Here is a 15,405-nt window from a genome sequence, read left to right on the forward strand (position 1 = left end):
CGTCAACTCCGTGGTGAAAGCCGCAGAACACGCTCTTTCGTGACACCGCAACGACTTTCGAGGATTACCTATGGGACGCATCATCGGGATTGACCTGGGGACCACCAACTCCTGTGTGGCCGTGCTCGACGGCGACAGTGCCAAGGTCATCGAGAACGCCGAGGGCGCGCGCACCACGCCGTCCATCATCGCCTACACCGAGGACAACGAGATCCTGGTGGGCCAGGCGGCCAAGCGCCAGGCGGTCACCAACCCGCACAACACCCTGTACGCCATCAAGCGCTTGATCGGCCGTCGCTTCAAGGACGATGTCGTGCAGAAGGACATCAAGATGGTGCCCTACACCATCACCGAGGCCGACAATGGCGACGCTTGGGTGGAAGTGAAGGGCAAGAAGCTGGCGCCGCCGCAGGTCAGCGCCGAAGTCCTCAAGAAGATGAAGAAGACCGCCGAGGACTACCTGGGTGAGACCGTCACCGAGGCGGTCATCACCGTGCCGGCCTACTTCAACGACTCCCAGCGTCAGGCCACCAAGGATGCCGGGCGCATCGCCGGCCTCGAGGTCAAGCGCATCATCAACGAGCCGACCGCGGCGGCGCTGGCCTACGGCATGGACAAGTCCCGCGGCGACAAGACCATCGCGGTCTACGACCTGGGCGGCGGCACCTTCGACATCTCCATCATCGAGGTGGCCGACGTCGAGGGCGAGACCCAGTTCGAGGTGCTGGCCACCAACGGCGACACCTTCCTGGGCGGCGAGGACTTCGACCTCAAGCTGATCAACTACCTGGTCGATCAGTTCAAGGCCGACAGCGGTATCGACCTGTCCGGCGACAACCTGGCCATGCAGCGCCTCAAGGAAGCCGCCGAGAAGGCCAAGATCGAGCTGTCCAGCGCCCAGCAGACCGAGGTTAACCTGCCCTACATCACCGCCGACAACACCGGGCCCAAGCACCTTAATGTCAAGGTGACCCGGGCCAAGCTCGAGTCGCTGGTGGAAGAGCTGGTCAAGCGCTCCATGGAGCCGTGCAAGACCGCGCTCAAGGATGCCGGCCTGTCCGCCTCCGAGATCGACGACGTCATCCTGGTGGGTGGCCAGACCCGCATGCCGATGGTCCAGAAGTCCGTCGCCGAGTTCTTCGGCAAGGACGCCCGTAAGGACGTCAACCCGGACGAGGCCGTGGCCGTGGGCGCGGCGATCCAGGGCGGCGTGCTGGGCGGTGACGTCAAGGACGTGCTGCTGCTCGACGTCACCCCGCTGACGCTGGGCATCGAGACCCTGGGCGGCGTGATGACCCCGCTGATCGAGAAGAACACCACCATCCCGACCAAGAAGACCCAGACCTTCTCGACCGCGGATGACAACCAGACCGCCGTGACCATCCACGTGCTGCAGGGCGAGCGCAAGCAGGCGGGCGGCAACAAGTCACTGGGCCGCTTCGATTTGGCCGACATCCCGCCGGCCCCGCGCGGCGTGCCGCAGATCGAGGTCGCCTTCGACCTGGACGCCAACGGCATCCTGCATGTGTCCGCCAAGGACAAGGCCACCGGCAAGGAGCAGTCGATCGTCATCAAGGCCTCCAGCGGTCTGTCCGAGGAGGAGGTCGAGCAGATGATGCGTGACGCCGAGGCGCACGCCGACGAGGACAAGAAGTTCGAAGAACTGGTGCAACTGCGCAACCAGGCCGATGGCATGGTCCACGCCGCGCGCAAGACCCTCGAGGAGGCCGGCGACAAGGCCACCGACGAGGAGAAGCAGGCTATCGAGACCGCCGCCGCTGAGCTGGAAGAGGCCGTCAAGGGCGACGACAAGGACGACATCCAGGCCAAGCTCGACAAGCTGACCGAGGCCTCCGGCAACCTGGCCCAGAAGATGTACGCCGACCAGGCCGAGGCGGCCCAGGGCGCCGAAGGCGGTAGCAGCGCCGGTACCAAGAAGGAAGATGACGTGGTCGACGCCGAGTACGAAGAAGTCAACGACGACCAGAAAAAGCAGTAAACCACGACGTCTGAACCACGGACGACGCCAGCGCGGGAGGCCCTCTCCCGCGTTGGTGTTTCCGTCGAGTCGCTACGGAGGCGGACAGACCCATGTCCAAGCGTGACTACTACGAGGTGCTGGGCGTCGAGCGCGGGGCCGACCAAAAAGACATCAAGAAGGCCTACCGACGGCTGGCCCAGAAGTTCCATCCGGACCGCAACCCGGACGATGACAAGGCCGCGGAGAAGTTCCGCGAGGTCTCCGAGGCCTACGAAGTCCTGGCCGACAGCGAGAAGCGCGCGGCCTACGACCAGTTCGGCCATGCCGGCGTCGATGGCCAGGCCGGTGGTTTCGGTGGTGCCGGTGGCTTCGGTGGCGCCGGAGCCGGGGGCTTCAGCGACATCTTCGGCGATGTCTTCGGCGATATCTTCGGCGGGGGCGGCGCGCGGCGCCATCCCAATGCGCCGCAGCGCGGCAGCGACCTGCGCTACAACCTCGAGCTCGACCTCGAGGACGCGGTGGCCGGCACCAGCGTGGATATCCGCGTGCCGCGCCATATCGAGTGCGAGCGCTGCGACGGCGGCGGCGCCGAGCCGGGCTCCAGCAAGGAGACCTGCCCGACCTGCAACGGCATGGGCCAGGTACGCATGCAGCAGGGCTTCTTCGCCGTGCAGCAGACCTGCCCGACCTGCCATGGCTCGGGCCAGCACATCAAGGTGCCGTGCCACAAGTGCCACGGCGAGGGCCGGGTACGCGAGACTCGCACCCTGTCGGTGAAGATCCCCGCCGGCGTCGACACCGGCGACCGCATCCGCTTGAATGGCGAGGGCGAGGCCGGCCTCAACGGGGGGCCGCCCGGCGATCTTTATGTCCAGGTGGCGATCAAGCCGCACCACATCTTCCAGCGCGACGGCCGCCACCTGCAGTGCGAGGTGCCGATCAACTTCGTCGACGCCGCCCTGGGCGGCGAGCTCGAGGTGCCGACCCTGGATGGCCGGGTCAAGCTGAAGATCCCGCCGGAGACCCAGACCGGCAAGCTGTTCCGCCTCAAGGGCAAGGGCGTGAAGCCAGTACGCGGCGGTCCCCCGGGGGATCTGCTGTGCCGTGTGGTGGTCGAGACTCCGGTCAAGCTAGGCGAGGAGCAGAAGGAACTGCTGCGTCGCTTCCAGGAGAGCCTGGAGGGCACCAACAGTCACCACCACTCGCCGAAGAAGTCGAGCTTCTTCGACGGCGTGAAGAAGTTTTTCGAGGATATGAAACCGTAAGGCTCGCCTCGTTGACCTCTAAAGGCCCCGCGCTCCACCAGGAGGCGGGGCCTTGTCATGTCGGGTCAGCGCTGCAGATGTTCTTGCCGCCAGGCGAGGGCCTCGGGGCAGGGGTGCCAGCGCGGATCCTGGGGCAATACCAGCGGGTGGCCGTCCAGCTCGCAGAGCCAGCGGTTGTCCGCTACCAGGGTGTCGATCGCGGGGCTGAGATGCCAGCGATGATCCGGGCCCGGAGCGATCAGATGGTTGTCCATGGCCCAGTGCAGATTGGGTGTGAGCGCCAGACCGTTTGTCGGCCGATCATCCTGGCTGACGCTGAAAGGAATCAAGTGAGCGGCTTCCACCAGATAGCGGTAGTCGGGCGTGATATAGCGCAACCGGCTGGCCGCGCAGCGATAGTCATAGGCCTCCAGCACCAAGGTGCGAAAGGCGGCGGAGCGAGCGTACTGCTGCCGTGACTCTTGGATGCTGCCTTTCAACTTCTCGGGATGCTTCTCGTATTCGCCGCTGGCCAGTGCCGCTTGAAAGTATTTCTGTAGTCGCGCATGGGCTGCTTGATCCGATGAAAGGTAGCGGTTCACCAGCAGGGCACAGGCCTCTTCGGCTGTCTGACGGTCTTGGAGAGCTGAGAAAAGCGCGGGATCGAGTCGAGCAGAAGAGAAGCGCTCCAACAGCTTGTTCAGGGACTTCGGCTGGCCGAGCTGGTCCGCCAAAGGGGCCAGTTCAGAAGTGTAATCCGGCGACCAGAGGAGCCCCTCGGGGCCTTGGTCATTACGCAGATGCCAGAGAGGCAGCCAGGGGCTGGCCTTGTGGCGCTCACCACTGGCCAGCTCAAAAAGATCGTGATAGCGGATCAACAGTCGTCGATCGATGGCCACCTTACTGGAGACGATATGGCCAGCCTGGATCTCGCAGATTATGGACAGCAGCAGACAGGGCTTGTTGAATGGGCTTCCCGTTCGAAGATGCTTGAGGCATTCCAGCCGCTCATCCATCTGCTTTGTCTTCCCTAGTGAAAGGATGGCGATAACGTATCGCGCTCATGCCGCTGTTGTCATGCCGGATCGTCAGTTCCCAGGGGTGGTTTGGAGGCTTGGTCGCTTTTGATCATGGGAGTCATTCCGGCTGACGGTGTAACATGTCTGGTTTGCGATCAGCGCTGGACTTGGCGTAGGGCGCCGAGGCGTTCTGTTGGCGCCGGGTATGGTCAGCCGGGCGCATGATGTCGATGGCTGTCGACCCACGACGAGGGCGGAAACGCTCTGTGTTACTCAGATACGTAGACAAGGAAGCTCATGGAAAACGTCGCGGATCGGCCGATGGCCGGCATCCTGCTCCGGCTGCTGTCCGGCATTCTGTTCACGGGGATGATGGTGTGCGTGAAGGTGGTGAGCACCGAGGTGCCGCTGGGACAGACCGTGTTCTTTCGCTCAGCGTTCGCGCTGCTGCCCATCGTGATCTTCATGACCTGGCGGCGGGAGTTTCCCCGGGCCCTGGCCACGCGGCGCCCGCTCGGGCACCTGCTGCGCTCGGGGCTGGGGGCGGCGGCGATGTTCGCCTCCTTCGCCGCGGTGGCCCGGCTGCCGGTGGCCGAGGCGACGCTGCTGGCGCAGCTGGCCCCGGTGGCCATGGCGGTGGGCGGCGTGCTGCTGCTGGGGGAGCGTTTCACCCGGCATCGCGCGGCGGCGTTCGCCCTGGTGCTGGGCGGCGTGGCGGCGCTGGTGCTGCCCGATCTGGGCCGTGGTCAGGACCAGGGACGCGTGCTGGGCTATGCGCTGGGCATCCTCGCCGCGCTGCTGACGGCGGGCGCGCTGGTCACGGTGCGGCGCATCTCGCGCACCGAGACGCCAGCCTCCATCGCCTTCTACTTCGTGCTGGTCACGGCGCTGGCGGGCCTGGCCACCCTGCCGCTGGGCTGGGTGGGCGTGTCGGGGCCGACCCTGGGGCTGCTGATCCTCTCGGGGCTCTTCGGTGGCGCGGCGCATATCTGCATGACCCTGGCGCTGCGCTTCGCCGAGGTCTCGCGCCTGGCGCCCTTCGAGTACGTGGCGTTGATCTGGCCGGTGCTGGCGGACCTGCTGATCTTCGGGCTGCCGCTGTCCAGCGGGTTCCTGCTGGCCCTGCCGCTCGTCCTGGGCGGGGCGGGCCTGGCGGCGCTCGAGGGACGGCGAGGAGCAGTCACACGGCCTCTTCGACAATGAGCTGGGGCCGGCCCTTCGAGCAGGACTCGATGCGGGCGGTCACCCGATAGACGCGATGCAGCAGCTCGGGGGTGACCACCTCGTCGGTCGGCCCGCAGGCGACCAGTTGGCCGTTCTCGAGCACCATCGCCTGATCGGTGAAGCGCAGCGCGTGGCCCAGGTCGTGCAGGGCGGCGATCACCAGCATGCCCCGCTCCCGCGCCAACCGCCGCAGGATCGACAGCAGGTGGATCTGGCGGTGCAGGTCGAGCGCCGAGGTGGGCTCGTCGAGCAGCAGGATCTCCGGGTTCTGCACCAGCGCCTGAGCCGCGCCCACCAGTTGGCGCTGGCCGCCGCTGAGGTCGCCGATGTCACGCTCGCCCAGATGGGCGATACCCAGTTCGGCCAGGGCGTGGTCGACCTCGGCCAGGTCATCGGCCTGCACGTTCAGGCGGCGCCCCTGCATGCGCGCCAGCAATACCGACTCGTACACCGTCAGCACCGCGTTCGCCCCGGTGTCCTGGGGCATGTAGGCCACGGGGCGTTCGCCGGTGGCGCCCTTGATGCGGACCGTGCCGCCGCCGTCAAGCAGCCCGAAGATGCGCCGGAAGAGGGTCGACTTTCCCGCCGCGTTGGGACCTAGGACAGCCACGACCTGACCGCCCTGGAAGCCCGGGGTGGTGATCTCGGAGAGAATCCGGCGGCGGCCGTAGCGGGCCGATAGCCTGTCGAGCGTGAGCGTTACCATGAGGCCTTCTTGTGGCTGAGGACGAGGAACAGGAAGAAGGGAATGCCCACCAGCGAGGTGATGATGCCGATGGGAATGACGGTACCCGGTATCAACACCTTCGACAGCACCGAGCCGACGGAGAGGATCAGGGCCCCGCACAGCGCCGCGCCAGGCAGGAAGAAGCGCTGATCCTCGCCCAGCAGCATGCGGGCGATATGCGGCCCGATCAGGCCGATGAAGCCGATGGTGCCGACGAAGGCCACGGCGATGGCGGCCAGCAGCGCGACCAGCACCAGCACCTCCAGGCGAAGCCGGCGGGGTTTCACCCCCAGGCTCTCGGCCTTGGCATCGCCCAGGCGCATGGCGGTCAGCGCCCAGCCGTGGCGGGCCAGCAGTGGCATGACCACGGCCAGCACGCCCAAGGCGATCCACAGCTTGGGCCAGGTCGCCTTGGTCAGGCTGCCCATGGTCCAGAACACCACCGCGGACACGGCCTGCTGGCTGGCGAAGAACTGGATCAGCGCCATCAGGGCGTTGAAGATGAACACCATGGCGATGCCCAGCAGCACGATGGTCTCGATGGTCACCCCACGTCTGAGACTCAGCGCATGGATGAAGAAGGCGGTGACCATGGCCATGACGAAGGCATTGATCGGCACGACGTAGTCTACGGCGGCGGGAATGATCACCACGCCGAAGGCCAGTGCCAGGGCGGCGCCGAAGCCCGCCCCGGCGGAGATGCCCAGCGTGAAGGGGCTGGCCAGCGGGTTGCTGAGGATGGTCTGCATCTGGGCACCGGCCACCGACAGGCTGGCGCCGACCACCAGCGCCATCAATGCCACCGGCATGCGGATCTCCCACAGGATGACGCGAGCCTGCTGACTCACGTTATCTGGGGTGAACAGCGCGGCGATCACCTCGCCGAGGCCGAAGCGGGCCGGCCCTAGGGCGAGGTCGACACACAGGCTCAAAAACAGCGCCAGCGTCAGGGCGGCGAGGATCAACTGGCGGCGAACCACCAGGGCGCGGTAGAAATCGCGTCCCTCGGGAGCGCCCTGCTCGGTGGGTGATGGGCTCGTGCCGGCGTGCATGTCAGCGGTCCTTCAGCGAGAGCCAGTAGCCTGGCGTGTAGTCTACCGGCAGGAAGCGGTCGTGCAGCTCCTTTATCGTCGCCTCGGGGTCGAGGTCGGCGAATAGCTCCGGGTGGAACCACTTGGCCAGCTGCTGCACGGCGACGAAATAATAGGGGCTGTTGTAGAACTGGTGCCAGATGGCATGGACGTTGTCGGTCTCGACGGCCTCGATGCCAGTCATGGCGGTGCGCTCCGTGAGCGCCTGGAGCTTGGCGTGGGCGGCGTCCATGTCGGCGCCGGGCCCCACGCCCACCCAGGCCCCGCCGGGCACATAGGCCTCCCAGTTACCGCCGGTCACCACCACATGATCCGGGTCGGCGGCGATGATCTGCTCGGGGTTCAGCGAGCCGAAGGTGTTGGGGATGATGCCGTCGGCGATGTTGGTGCCGCCGGCGATCTCGACATATTCGCCGAAGTTGCTCGGGCCGAAGCTCATGCAGCAGTCCTCGGAGTAGCCACCGGCGCGGTCGACGAAGACGCTTGGGCGCTCGGGGTCGGCGGCCTCGAGCGTTTCGGTGATGCGGGCCATCTGCTCCTGGGCAAAGGCGATGAAGGCCTCGGCGTCTTCCTCCTCGCCTAGCAGTTCGCCCATCAGCCGCATGGAAGGGATGGTGTGGGCAAGCGGCTCCTCGCGGAAGTCCACGTAGACGATCGGGATGCCCAGCTGGCCCAGCTTGTCGTCATAGGCGGCATCCTCGGTGGCCGCCCTGGCCTCGAGATTCATCAGCACGACGTCCGGCTGCAGCGCGGCGGCCTGCTCCACATCGAAGGTGCCGTCCTTGAAACCGCCGAAGGTGGGGGTCTCCTTCAGTTCGGGGAAGCGCTCGGCATAGGCGGCGTAGTTGTCCGGATCGGCCTGGGAGAAATCCTCGCGCCAGCCCACGACGTGCGCGAACGGATCTTCCGGTTGGAGGGCGCCGAGCAGGTAGATCTGGCGGCCTTCTCCGAGGATCACGCGATCCACAGGCGCATCGACGCTGACCTCGCGGCCGGCGACGTCGGTGACGGTGATCGGTTCGGCCTGGGCGGCCGCACAACCGAGGGCAATCGCCGCGCCACCGGCGGCGTTGAGCAGGGAGTTATGCATGTGCGGGTGTGGTACTCGTTGATGGGGAGCTTCAAAATCCGGGTCGACGACGCGCACGGAGGGGTCTCGCTATACCTTGCGTCTCATTCCCATTCGTAAACGGCGAGTAGTATGGCCGAATCCCCAGGTCGCGTCGAGGCGGAGCACCAACACTACAACCACCCGGCGCGCCGGAAGCGCCAGTAGAGCCAGCCGCAGGCTACGCCCATCACGAGTAGGGCCAGAGGATAGCCGAGGCGCCAGTCAAGCTCCGGCATGTGGGCGAAGTTCATGCCCCAGATGCCGGCGAGAATGGTGGCCACCGCGAAGATGGCCGCCCAGGCCGCCAGCCGCTTGTGGACCTCGCCTTCGTCGATCGCCACCATCGACAGGTTCACCTGGATGGCGGTGATGGCCATCTCGCGGATGGTATCCACCGCCGCCTCGATGCGATGCAGGTGGTCGTAGACATCGCGAAAGTACTCCTGTGTCTTGCGACACAGCGCCGGTACCCGGCCGCCGAACAGGTGGGCCGCGGCCTCGCCCAGGGGCATGGCGGCATGCTTGAGCTGCATGGTCTGGCGCTTGAGCTGGTAGAGGCGTTCCAGGCTGCGCCGCGCCGTCCCCCTCACGAAGATCTGGTCTTCGATGCTCTCGAGCTCAGCCTGCAGGGCCTCGACCACCGGGAAGTAGCGATCGACGATGGCATCCATCAAGGCATAGAGCACGAAGGCCGGTCCATGCCGCAACAGCTTCGGTTCACGTTCGCAGCGCCGCCGTACCATGGCGAAGCCCTGGCCGGGGTGCAGCCGCACCGACAGCACATAGCCGGGGCCGGCGAACACCGCCACCTGTCCGGCTTCCAGCTGTTCGTCGCGCAGCGTGATCATGTGCATGATCATGAACAGTGCCTCGCCGTACTCCTCGAGCTTGGGGCGCTGATCCCCTTTCAGGGCATCCTCCACGGCCAGCTCGTGGAGGCCGAACACTTCCTGGAAGGCGGCCATCTCCTTGTCATCCGGGTTGTGCAGGGCCACCCACACGAAGCGGTCCGGCTGACCCAAGTAGTTTTCGATCTCATGGGTCTGGATGTCACGCAGGCGATGTCCCTTCTCGTAGGCCACGCAGTTGACGATCATGGTCGTGTCCTCCTGCCGGATGGTAGCGTCCTGGGGATAGAGCATAGCGCCTGGGAGCGGTCGATTGCCGGATCGCCCTGTGAGCGACCGGTGTAGCAAGGCGAGAGACGCTCGCCTTGGCCGGGGCTGGCGCGTAAGGGACGTGGCGTCTTAGTCTGGAGGCACACTCGCTTCGACCGCGGAGGCCGCCATGCCCATTTCACGAGCCGAGATTCCCACCAAGGACGCCAAGAAGTTGATCGAGCGCCTGTGTCAGGAGTGGTCCAGTGCCCGGCCCATCGACCGGGAAGAGATCCAGGCGCGGATCACCTTCGACGAGGGCAGCTGCCTGCTCCGGGCCGAGGCGGACCAGCTGGTCGTGGCCGTGGAGACGCTGGAGGACGGCACCCTGGACCAGCTCGAGGGCCGGGTGAATGCGGCCCTGGAGGGCCTCGCCGACGTCAAGCTGGACATCGTCTGGGAGAATTGATCACCGCCACGCCGTCGGTTCGCGGCGCCCACCTGGGCATGCTGCTGTGGGCGATGCTGGTGGGACTGTCGTTTCCCGCGGTGGGGGCGATGAGCGAGCTGCCACCGCTCTCCCTGACCTCGCTGCGGTTCGTCATCGCCTGCAGTGGCCTGTGGTGGCTGGCCAGACGCTCGCCGGTCTTTTTGCCCTCGTTGCGCGCGCTGCCGCTCTACGCCCTGATGGGGCTTTGCCTGGCGGGCTTCTTCGGCGCCATGTTCTGGGCGGCGCATCATGCCACGGCGCTCTCCATGGCCACCCTCTTCGTGACGGTGCCGCTGCTGGCGTTCCTGCTGGGACTGGGCTTCGGCGTCGAGCGGCTGGCCTGGCGGCTGCCGGCGATCCTTGCCCTGGGAGCGGTCGGGGCGCTGGGCCTGGCCATCGCCGAGTCACTGGAGTCGGGCGGACGCCTGCGGTTCGGCCTCGGCGAGGCGGTGTTCTTCCTGGGCTGCCTCTCTACATCGCTCTATCCGGTGCTTAGCAAGTGGGGGCTTTCGACCGGGCGCCTGCCGGAGTCGGCGGCGGTGCGTACCTTCTGGAGCCTGGGGCTGGGCGCCGTGCTGATCGGGCTGCTGGGTTTGGCTGTCGAACCGGTGGGTCGCCTGGCGTCGATGACCGGCCGCGACCTGCTGTTGCTGGTTTATCTGGGGCTCTTCTCCAGCGCCCTGACCTTCTGGCTGCTGCAGCGGGCCACCGCGGTGCTGACGCCGGGGGCGGTCACCGCTTACAGCTACCTGGTGCCCTTCGTTTCCATGCTGCTGCTCTTCGTCCGGGCGCCGGAACGGCTCGGCTGGGTCTGGCTGCCCGGCAGCTTGCTGGTCATCATCGCCATCGCCTTGCTGATACACCATGACCGGGCCTCGACGGTTTCGCGCTGAGCGTGAGGCTCAGTCGAGGGTATCGTGGTGTGTCGGCCCGGGCGGAGCGAAGCGGGTGCGGATCTCGGCATGGATCGCCTCGACATTGTCGGTGTAACGGCGCGAGAAGTGGAAGGGAATCAGCTGTGTCACCTCGGCGGCCGCGGCGAGCTCGCCGCAGGCGTGGGCGGTGAGGTGGTGGGTGGCGCGGGCCTGGTCGGCGTCGCCCTCCAGGAAGGTGGCCTCACAGAAGAGCACTCGGGCGCCGGCGGCCAGGGCGATCAGGCGCCGGCGGTTCTCGGCGGTGTCGCCGAAATCGGTGGCATAGACCAGCCGCTCGCCGGGTGCGGTGATCAGCAGCGTATGGGCCAGTGACGCGACCTGCCGTCGCGTGCCGTCGGGGAGTCGTAGCCAAGCGTCGTCCTCGCCGGCCAGCACGCGCTCCTTGAGCTCGCCCAGCCAGGGGCCGGGCGACCAGCCGTGGTGGACAAGGCGCTCCTTGCGCACCTTCAGCTGGCGCTCGGGCTCGAAGGCGAAGGCCAGCACCGGGGTGCCATGATCCAGGACCACCGCGCGCACGCGAAAGCCGCGCTCGGCGTGCAACACGCCGTCGGGGGCGGGGCGTGACGGCAGGGCGACGGGCGTCTGCCCGGCGGTGATGCGATGGCGCACCAGGTGCTCGCCATGCAACTCGCTCACCTCGAAGCGGGGCGCCTTGTCGCCGACCCGGTCCCAGAGCACGCCGTTGACCAGGCCGGCGAGGTGCGCGGCCAGTCCCGGCGGGCCGTAGACGCGACACGGGGGAAAATCGCCGATGCGCGAGCGCAGCAGCCAGGGAAAGCCCCCGATGTGATCGAAGTGGGCGTGGGTAATGAAGACATCGCTCACCTGGTGGGCGAGCCGGGCGGGCAGCCGGCCGGGATCGCCGAGGTCGAACAGTAGGCTGCGCTTGCGCTGGGTAAGGCGAAGCTGCAGCAGCGGGTCGCCGAAGCCGCCGTTGACCAGGGTCGCGGTGACCGCGGCGAGCCGGGCCTGTGGTTGCGGTCCCTGCCAGGCCTCGCGTGGGGCCAGGGCGGCGTCGGCCGTGTCAACCGGCCGGCTCGGCGGCGGGCGATAGGGACGGGCGGTGCCCAGCTGGCCGTCTGCGCGACGCTGGGCGTCCCGGATCAGCAGGACGTGGGGCGTGGTGTCCCAGGCCGGCGCGCGCAGGCTTAGCCGGTCGGCCGCCAGGGCGAGCACTTCACCCAGCCCCAAGGGGGTGCCGCGGGCATCGAACAGCCCGACCTGTCGGCCACGCCAGGCATCGGTCGCGCTGCGCGGTGGGGGGGTGCCGATGACCGCCAACCGGGAGAGGTCGAGGTCGTGCGTGTCGGCACCCTCGAGCCAGCGATCCCAGGCCGCGGTGCGCTGCTCCCTACGCTGTGCCTTGCCGGGATGGTGAGCGCCTTCTGCCGGCGCCAGCCACACAAGGGGCAGGCCCAGGGCGCGGCACTCCGCGTCCAGTGGAGGTGGGCGGTCCTCCGGCGCCACCATCAGCACGGCTTCCACCCCGCAGGCCGCGATCAGCGTGGGGAGCAGCTCGGCCGCGGCCACGCCGCGGACCAGGCCGGGGGCGTCGATGATCACCGGCACGGGCGGCGGCAGGGCGCGTGCTAGCTCACGGGCCGCCGCCACCAGCGGCAGGCGAAAGCGCGCGGCGTCGAGGGTGGCGAGGGGCATCATGGCCTCGAGGCGCCAGTCGCCCTCGCGCCAGCCCCCCCGGCAAACGGCCCCGGGCGGGCCGAAGCCGGGCAGGCCGGGGTCGAGGGTCAGGCCGTGGCATACCACACCCGCCTCGGCCAGGCGGCGGGCGGCGGCCCGGGCCAGGGTCGTCTTGCCGGTGCCCGGGGGGCCGGCGAGCAGCACGCGTGGGTGCCGGCGCAGCAGCGTCAGCAGGGGGTGGTCAGGTGGCAGGCAGTCGGCGTGGGAGGGCATGGCCGGGTTCCTTGCAGCGACGGCGGTGTCTCTGTCCAGTGTGGGCGATGCCCCCGCCGCGGTGCCAAGGACGGACGCGCGCCGTCGGCGGGGGCTCTGGTATACTCCCGGCCATTCACGCCAACGCATCCGCAGGAGATCGCATGACCCGTATCGCCATCGTCGGGGTCGCCGGCCGCATGGGCCGCACCCTGGTCAACGCCGTGCAGCAGGATGCCGGTGCCACCCTGGCCGGTGGCGTCGTCGAGCCGGGCAGCTCGCTCGTCGGGACCGACCTCGGTGAGTTGGCCGGCGTGGGCCGGCTGGACGTGACCGCCGTGGATTCGCTGGAGGCGATCCTCGACGATGTCGACGTGCTGATCGACTTCACCTCCCCGCAGGTGACCCTGGCCAACCTGGCAGCCTGCGCCGCATACGGCAAGGCCATCGTCATCGGCACCACCGGCCTCGACGACGAGCAACTGGCCGAACTCGACGGCTACCGCGACCGGGTGCCGATGGTGTTCGCGCCCAATATGAGCGTAGGGGTGAATCTCACGCTGAAACTGCTGGAAACGGCGGCGAAGGCGCTGGGCGACGAGGGCTACGACATCGAGGTGATCGAGTCCCACCATCGCCACAAGGTCGACGCACCCTCCGGCACGGCCCTGAAGATGGGCGAGGTGGTCGCCGATGCCCTGGAACGTCCGCTCAAGGAATACGGCGTGTTCGAGCGCGTCGGCCAGTGCGGACCGCGCTCGGACCGCGAGATAGGCTTCGCCACCGTGCGGGCCGGGGATATTGTCGGCGAGCACACCGTGATGTTCGCTACCGAGGGCGAGCGCATCGAGATCACCCACAAGGCGAGTAGCCGCATGACCTTCGCCAAGGGCGCGGTGCGCGCCGCGCGCTGGGTAGCCGGCCAGGGCAATGGCCGCTACTCGATGCAGGACGTGCTAGGGCTTTGATCCCGAAGGTTCTGCCGATGGCAGGAGCTCGGGGCTGTTCCGTCGACAAGCCTGCGGGGAGGCGCTGTGAATACCTCCCTGTACGCTACCGACGCCATCCCTGGCGTAGGACCTCCCCTCCGGCTTGTCCCCGGCGCCCCTCGCTATGGGGCACTATAATAGACCTGGCTCTTCTGGTCCCCCCGGGGGTAGCCGCCGGGCGCCGTTTCCTGTAATATCCCTAAAATTTTGGCCGGGCGCATCGGGCGAAAGCCCTCTCGAGCGCTTGTTGCTTCGGCCCAGGCATTCCGAGCGAATGACAACAAGCGGGATGAAACCGGTCTTACATCGGGTTTCGTCCCGCTTTTTTACGGCCTTCACAACCGTGCCCGGCGAACGATTTATGCCTCGACGAGCTATTCCTTATAGCTGTCTGTAAAAGCTGTTCGTAAAAACATGGGAGGACGTTGCATTGAACAGACCCGCGATACTGGCCTTGGAAGATGGCAGTGTGTTTCATGGCACGGCCATCGGGGCCGATGGACAGACCAGCGGTGAGGTGGTGTTCAATACGGCCATGACCGGCTACCAGGAAATCCTGACCGACCCCTCCTATACCCGGCAGATCGTCACCCTCACCTATCCCCATATCGGCAACACCGGCATCAACGCCGAAGACGTGGAATCCGGCGCCATCGCCGCCGCCGGCCTGGTGATCCGCGACCTGCCGCTGGTGGCCAGCAACTTCCGTTCCGAACAGTCGCTTTCCGACTACCTCGCCGGCCAGAACGTGCTGGGCATCGCCGATATCGATACCCGCCGCCTGACCCGCCTCTTGCGCGACAAGGGCGCCCAGAATGGCGCCATTCTCGCCGGCCCCGATGCCGAGGGCGAGGACGCCGTGGCCCGCGCCCTGGAGACGGCCAAGGCCTTCCCCGGGCTCAAGGGCATGGATCTCGCCAAGGTGGTCTCCTGCCAGTCGCCCTACGCGTGGACCGAGGGCGAGTGGGTCCTGGGGCAGGGCTACGCCGACACCCGTGAGGCCGAGCGGCCCTACCACGTCGTCGCCTACGACTACGGCGTCAAGCGCAACATCCTGCGCCTGCTGGCCTCCCGCGGCTGCCGCCTGACCGTGGTGCCGGCCCAGACCCCGGCCAGCGAGGTGATGGCGCTGACCCCGGACGGGATCTTCCTCTCCAACGGCCCCGGCGACCCCGAGCCCTGCGAGTACGCCATCGCCGCCATCCGCGAGCTGCTCGAGACCGGGGTGCCGATGTTCGGCATCTGCCTGGGTCATCAGCTGTTGGCGCTGGCCAGCGGAGCGCGCTCGGTGAAGATGAAGTTCGGCCACCATGGCGCCAATCACCCGGTGCAGGACCTCGAGACCGGCCAGGTGATGATCACCAGCCAGAACCATGGGTTCGCCGCCGACGAGGACTCCCTGCCCGAGACCCTGCGCGCCACCCACCGGTCGCTGTTCGACGGCACCCTGCAGGGCATCGAGCGCACCGACTGCCCGGCCTTCAGCTTCCAGGGACATCCCGAGGCGAGTCCCGGCCCGCGTGACGTGGCGCCGCTGTTCGACCGTTTCGTCACCATGATGAAGGAACGCCGCTAAGCGCGAATCACCCGACATCAGCCTGTTATTC

At 67.4% G+C, this 15,405-nt stretch carries 13 protein-coding genes; 7 read left to right on the forward strand and 6 right to left on the reverse strand.

Annotation, left to right across the window (positions count from 1 at the left end; all coding sequences use genetic code 11):
* The first annotated feature begins 70 nt into the window (after positions 1-70).
* Positions 71-1,999: a molecular chaperone DnaK gene (gene dnaK / locus FHR94_RS15110; RefSeq protein ID WP_183326773.1), complete on the forward strand. Its 1,929-nt coding sequence runs from the start codon at positions 71-73 to the stop codon at positions 1,997-1,999.
* A 92-nt stretch (positions 2,000-2,091) separates the two neighbouring features.
* A complete protein-coding gene (gene dnaJ / locus FHR94_RS15115) occupies positions 2,092-3,246 on the forward strand; it encodes a molecular chaperone DnaJ (protein ID WP_183326775.1) in 1,155 nt (384 codons plus the stop codon).
* A 65-nt stretch (positions 3,247-3,311) separates the two neighbouring features.
* Here dnaJ and FHR94_RS15120 read toward each other — a convergent pair whose 3' ends face one another.
* Positions 3,312-4,241: an HNH endonuclease gene (locus tag FHR94_RS15120; RefSeq protein ID WP_183326776.1), complete on the reverse strand. Its 930-nt coding sequence runs from the start codon at positions 4,239-4,241 to the stop codon at positions 3,312-3,314.
* Between the two features lie 300 nt (positions 4,242-4,541).
* On the opposite strand from FHR94_RS15120, the gene FHR94_RS15125 reads away from it, so the two are divergent.
* A complete protein-coding gene (locus tag FHR94_RS15125) occupies positions 4,542-5,447 on the forward strand; it encodes a DMT family transporter (RefSeq protein ID WP_183326778.1) in 906 nt (301 codons plus the stop codon).
* Here the strand turns inward: FHR94_RS15125 and FHR94_RS15130 are convergent.
* The 4 genes from FHR94_RS15130 to corA all read right to left on the reverse strand — a co-directional run bounded on the left by FHR94_RS15130 (position 5,425) and on the right by corA (position 9,494).
* The gene (locus tag FHR94_RS15130) at positions 5,425-6,174 is read right to left on the reverse strand and encodes an ABC transporter ATP-binding protein (protein ID WP_183326780.1); all 750 of its coding nucleotides are present in this window, start codon (positions 6,172-6,174) and stop codon (positions 5,425-5,427) included. The genes FHR94_RS15125 and FHR94_RS15130 overlap by 23 nt on opposite strands.
* The gene (locus FHR94_RS15135) at positions 6,168-7,247 is read right to left on the reverse strand and encodes a FecCD family ABC transporter permease (protein WP_183326782.1); all 1,080 of its coding nucleotides are present in this window, start codon (positions 7,245-7,247) and stop codon (positions 6,168-6,170) included. The genes FHR94_RS15130 and FHR94_RS15135 overlap by 7 nt, the downstream gene beginning before the upstream one ends.
* 1 nt (position 7,248) lies before the next feature.
* Entirely contained in the window at positions 7,249-8,376 is a 1,128-nt protein-coding gene (locus FHR94_RS15140) for an ABC transporter substrate-binding protein (protein WP_183326785.1), read from the reverse strand.
* Between the two features lie 152 nt (positions 8,377-8,528).
* Positions 8,529-9,494, reverse strand: coding sequence for a magnesium/cobalt transporter CorA (gene corA / locus FHR94_RS15145; RefSeq protein ID WP_183326787.1), 966 nt, complete (start codon positions 9,492-9,494; stop codon positions 8,529-8,531).
* A gap of 190 nt (positions 9,495-9,684) precedes the next feature.
* Between corA and FHR94_RS15150 the strand changes: the two genes are divergently transcribed.
* Positions 9,685-9,963 (forward strand): DUF2218 domain-containing protein, encoded by a 279-nt coding sequence (locus FHR94_RS15150; protein ID WP_183326789.1) that lies wholly within the window; start codon positions 9,685-9,687, stop codon positions 9,961-9,963.
* Complete coding sequence (locus FHR94_RS15155; RefSeq protein WP_246389986.1) at positions 9,960-10,877, forward strand: DMT family transporter; 918 nt, start codon at positions 9,960-9,962, stop codon at positions 10,875-10,877. Before FHR94_RS15150 ends, FHR94_RS15155 begins: the two co-directional genes overlap by 4 nt.
* Before the next feature lie 9 nt (positions 10,878-10,886).
* On the opposite strand, the gene FHR94_RS15160 is transcribed toward FHR94_RS15155, so the two are convergent.
* Positions 10,887-12,830 carry an MBL fold metallo-hydrolase gene (locus tag FHR94_RS15160; protein WP_183326791.1) on the reverse strand — a complete coding sequence of 648 codons (1,944 nt, stop codon included), beginning with the start codon at positions 12,828-12,830 and terminating at the stop codon, positions 10,887-10,889.
* 143 nt (positions 12,831-12,973) lie between these two features.
* Here FHR94_RS15160 and dapB point away from each other — a divergent pair, with 143 nt between their 5' ends.
* Both dapB and carA read left to right on the forward strand, forming a co-directional pair.
* Positions 12,974-13,777, forward strand: coding sequence for a 4-hydroxy-tetrahydrodipicolinate reductase (gene dapB / locus FHR94_RS15165; protein ID WP_183326794.1), 804 nt, complete (start codon positions 12,974-12,976; stop codon positions 13,775-13,777).
* Positions 13,778-14,228: 451 nt separating this feature from the next.
* Positions 14,229-15,374 carry a glutamine-hydrolyzing carbamoyl-phosphate synthase small subunit gene (gene carA / locus FHR94_RS15170; RefSeq protein WP_183326795.1) on the forward strand — a complete coding sequence of 382 codons (1,146 nt, stop codon included), beginning with the start codon at positions 14,229-14,231 and terminating at the stop codon, positions 15,372-15,374.
* The last annotated feature ends 31 nt before the right edge of the window (positions 15,375-15,405 follow it).

The organism is Halomonas cerina, from assembly GCF_014192215.1.
Lineage (GTDB): Bacteria > Pseudomonadota > Gammaproteobacteria > Pseudomonadales > Halomonadaceae > Halomonas > Halomonas cerina.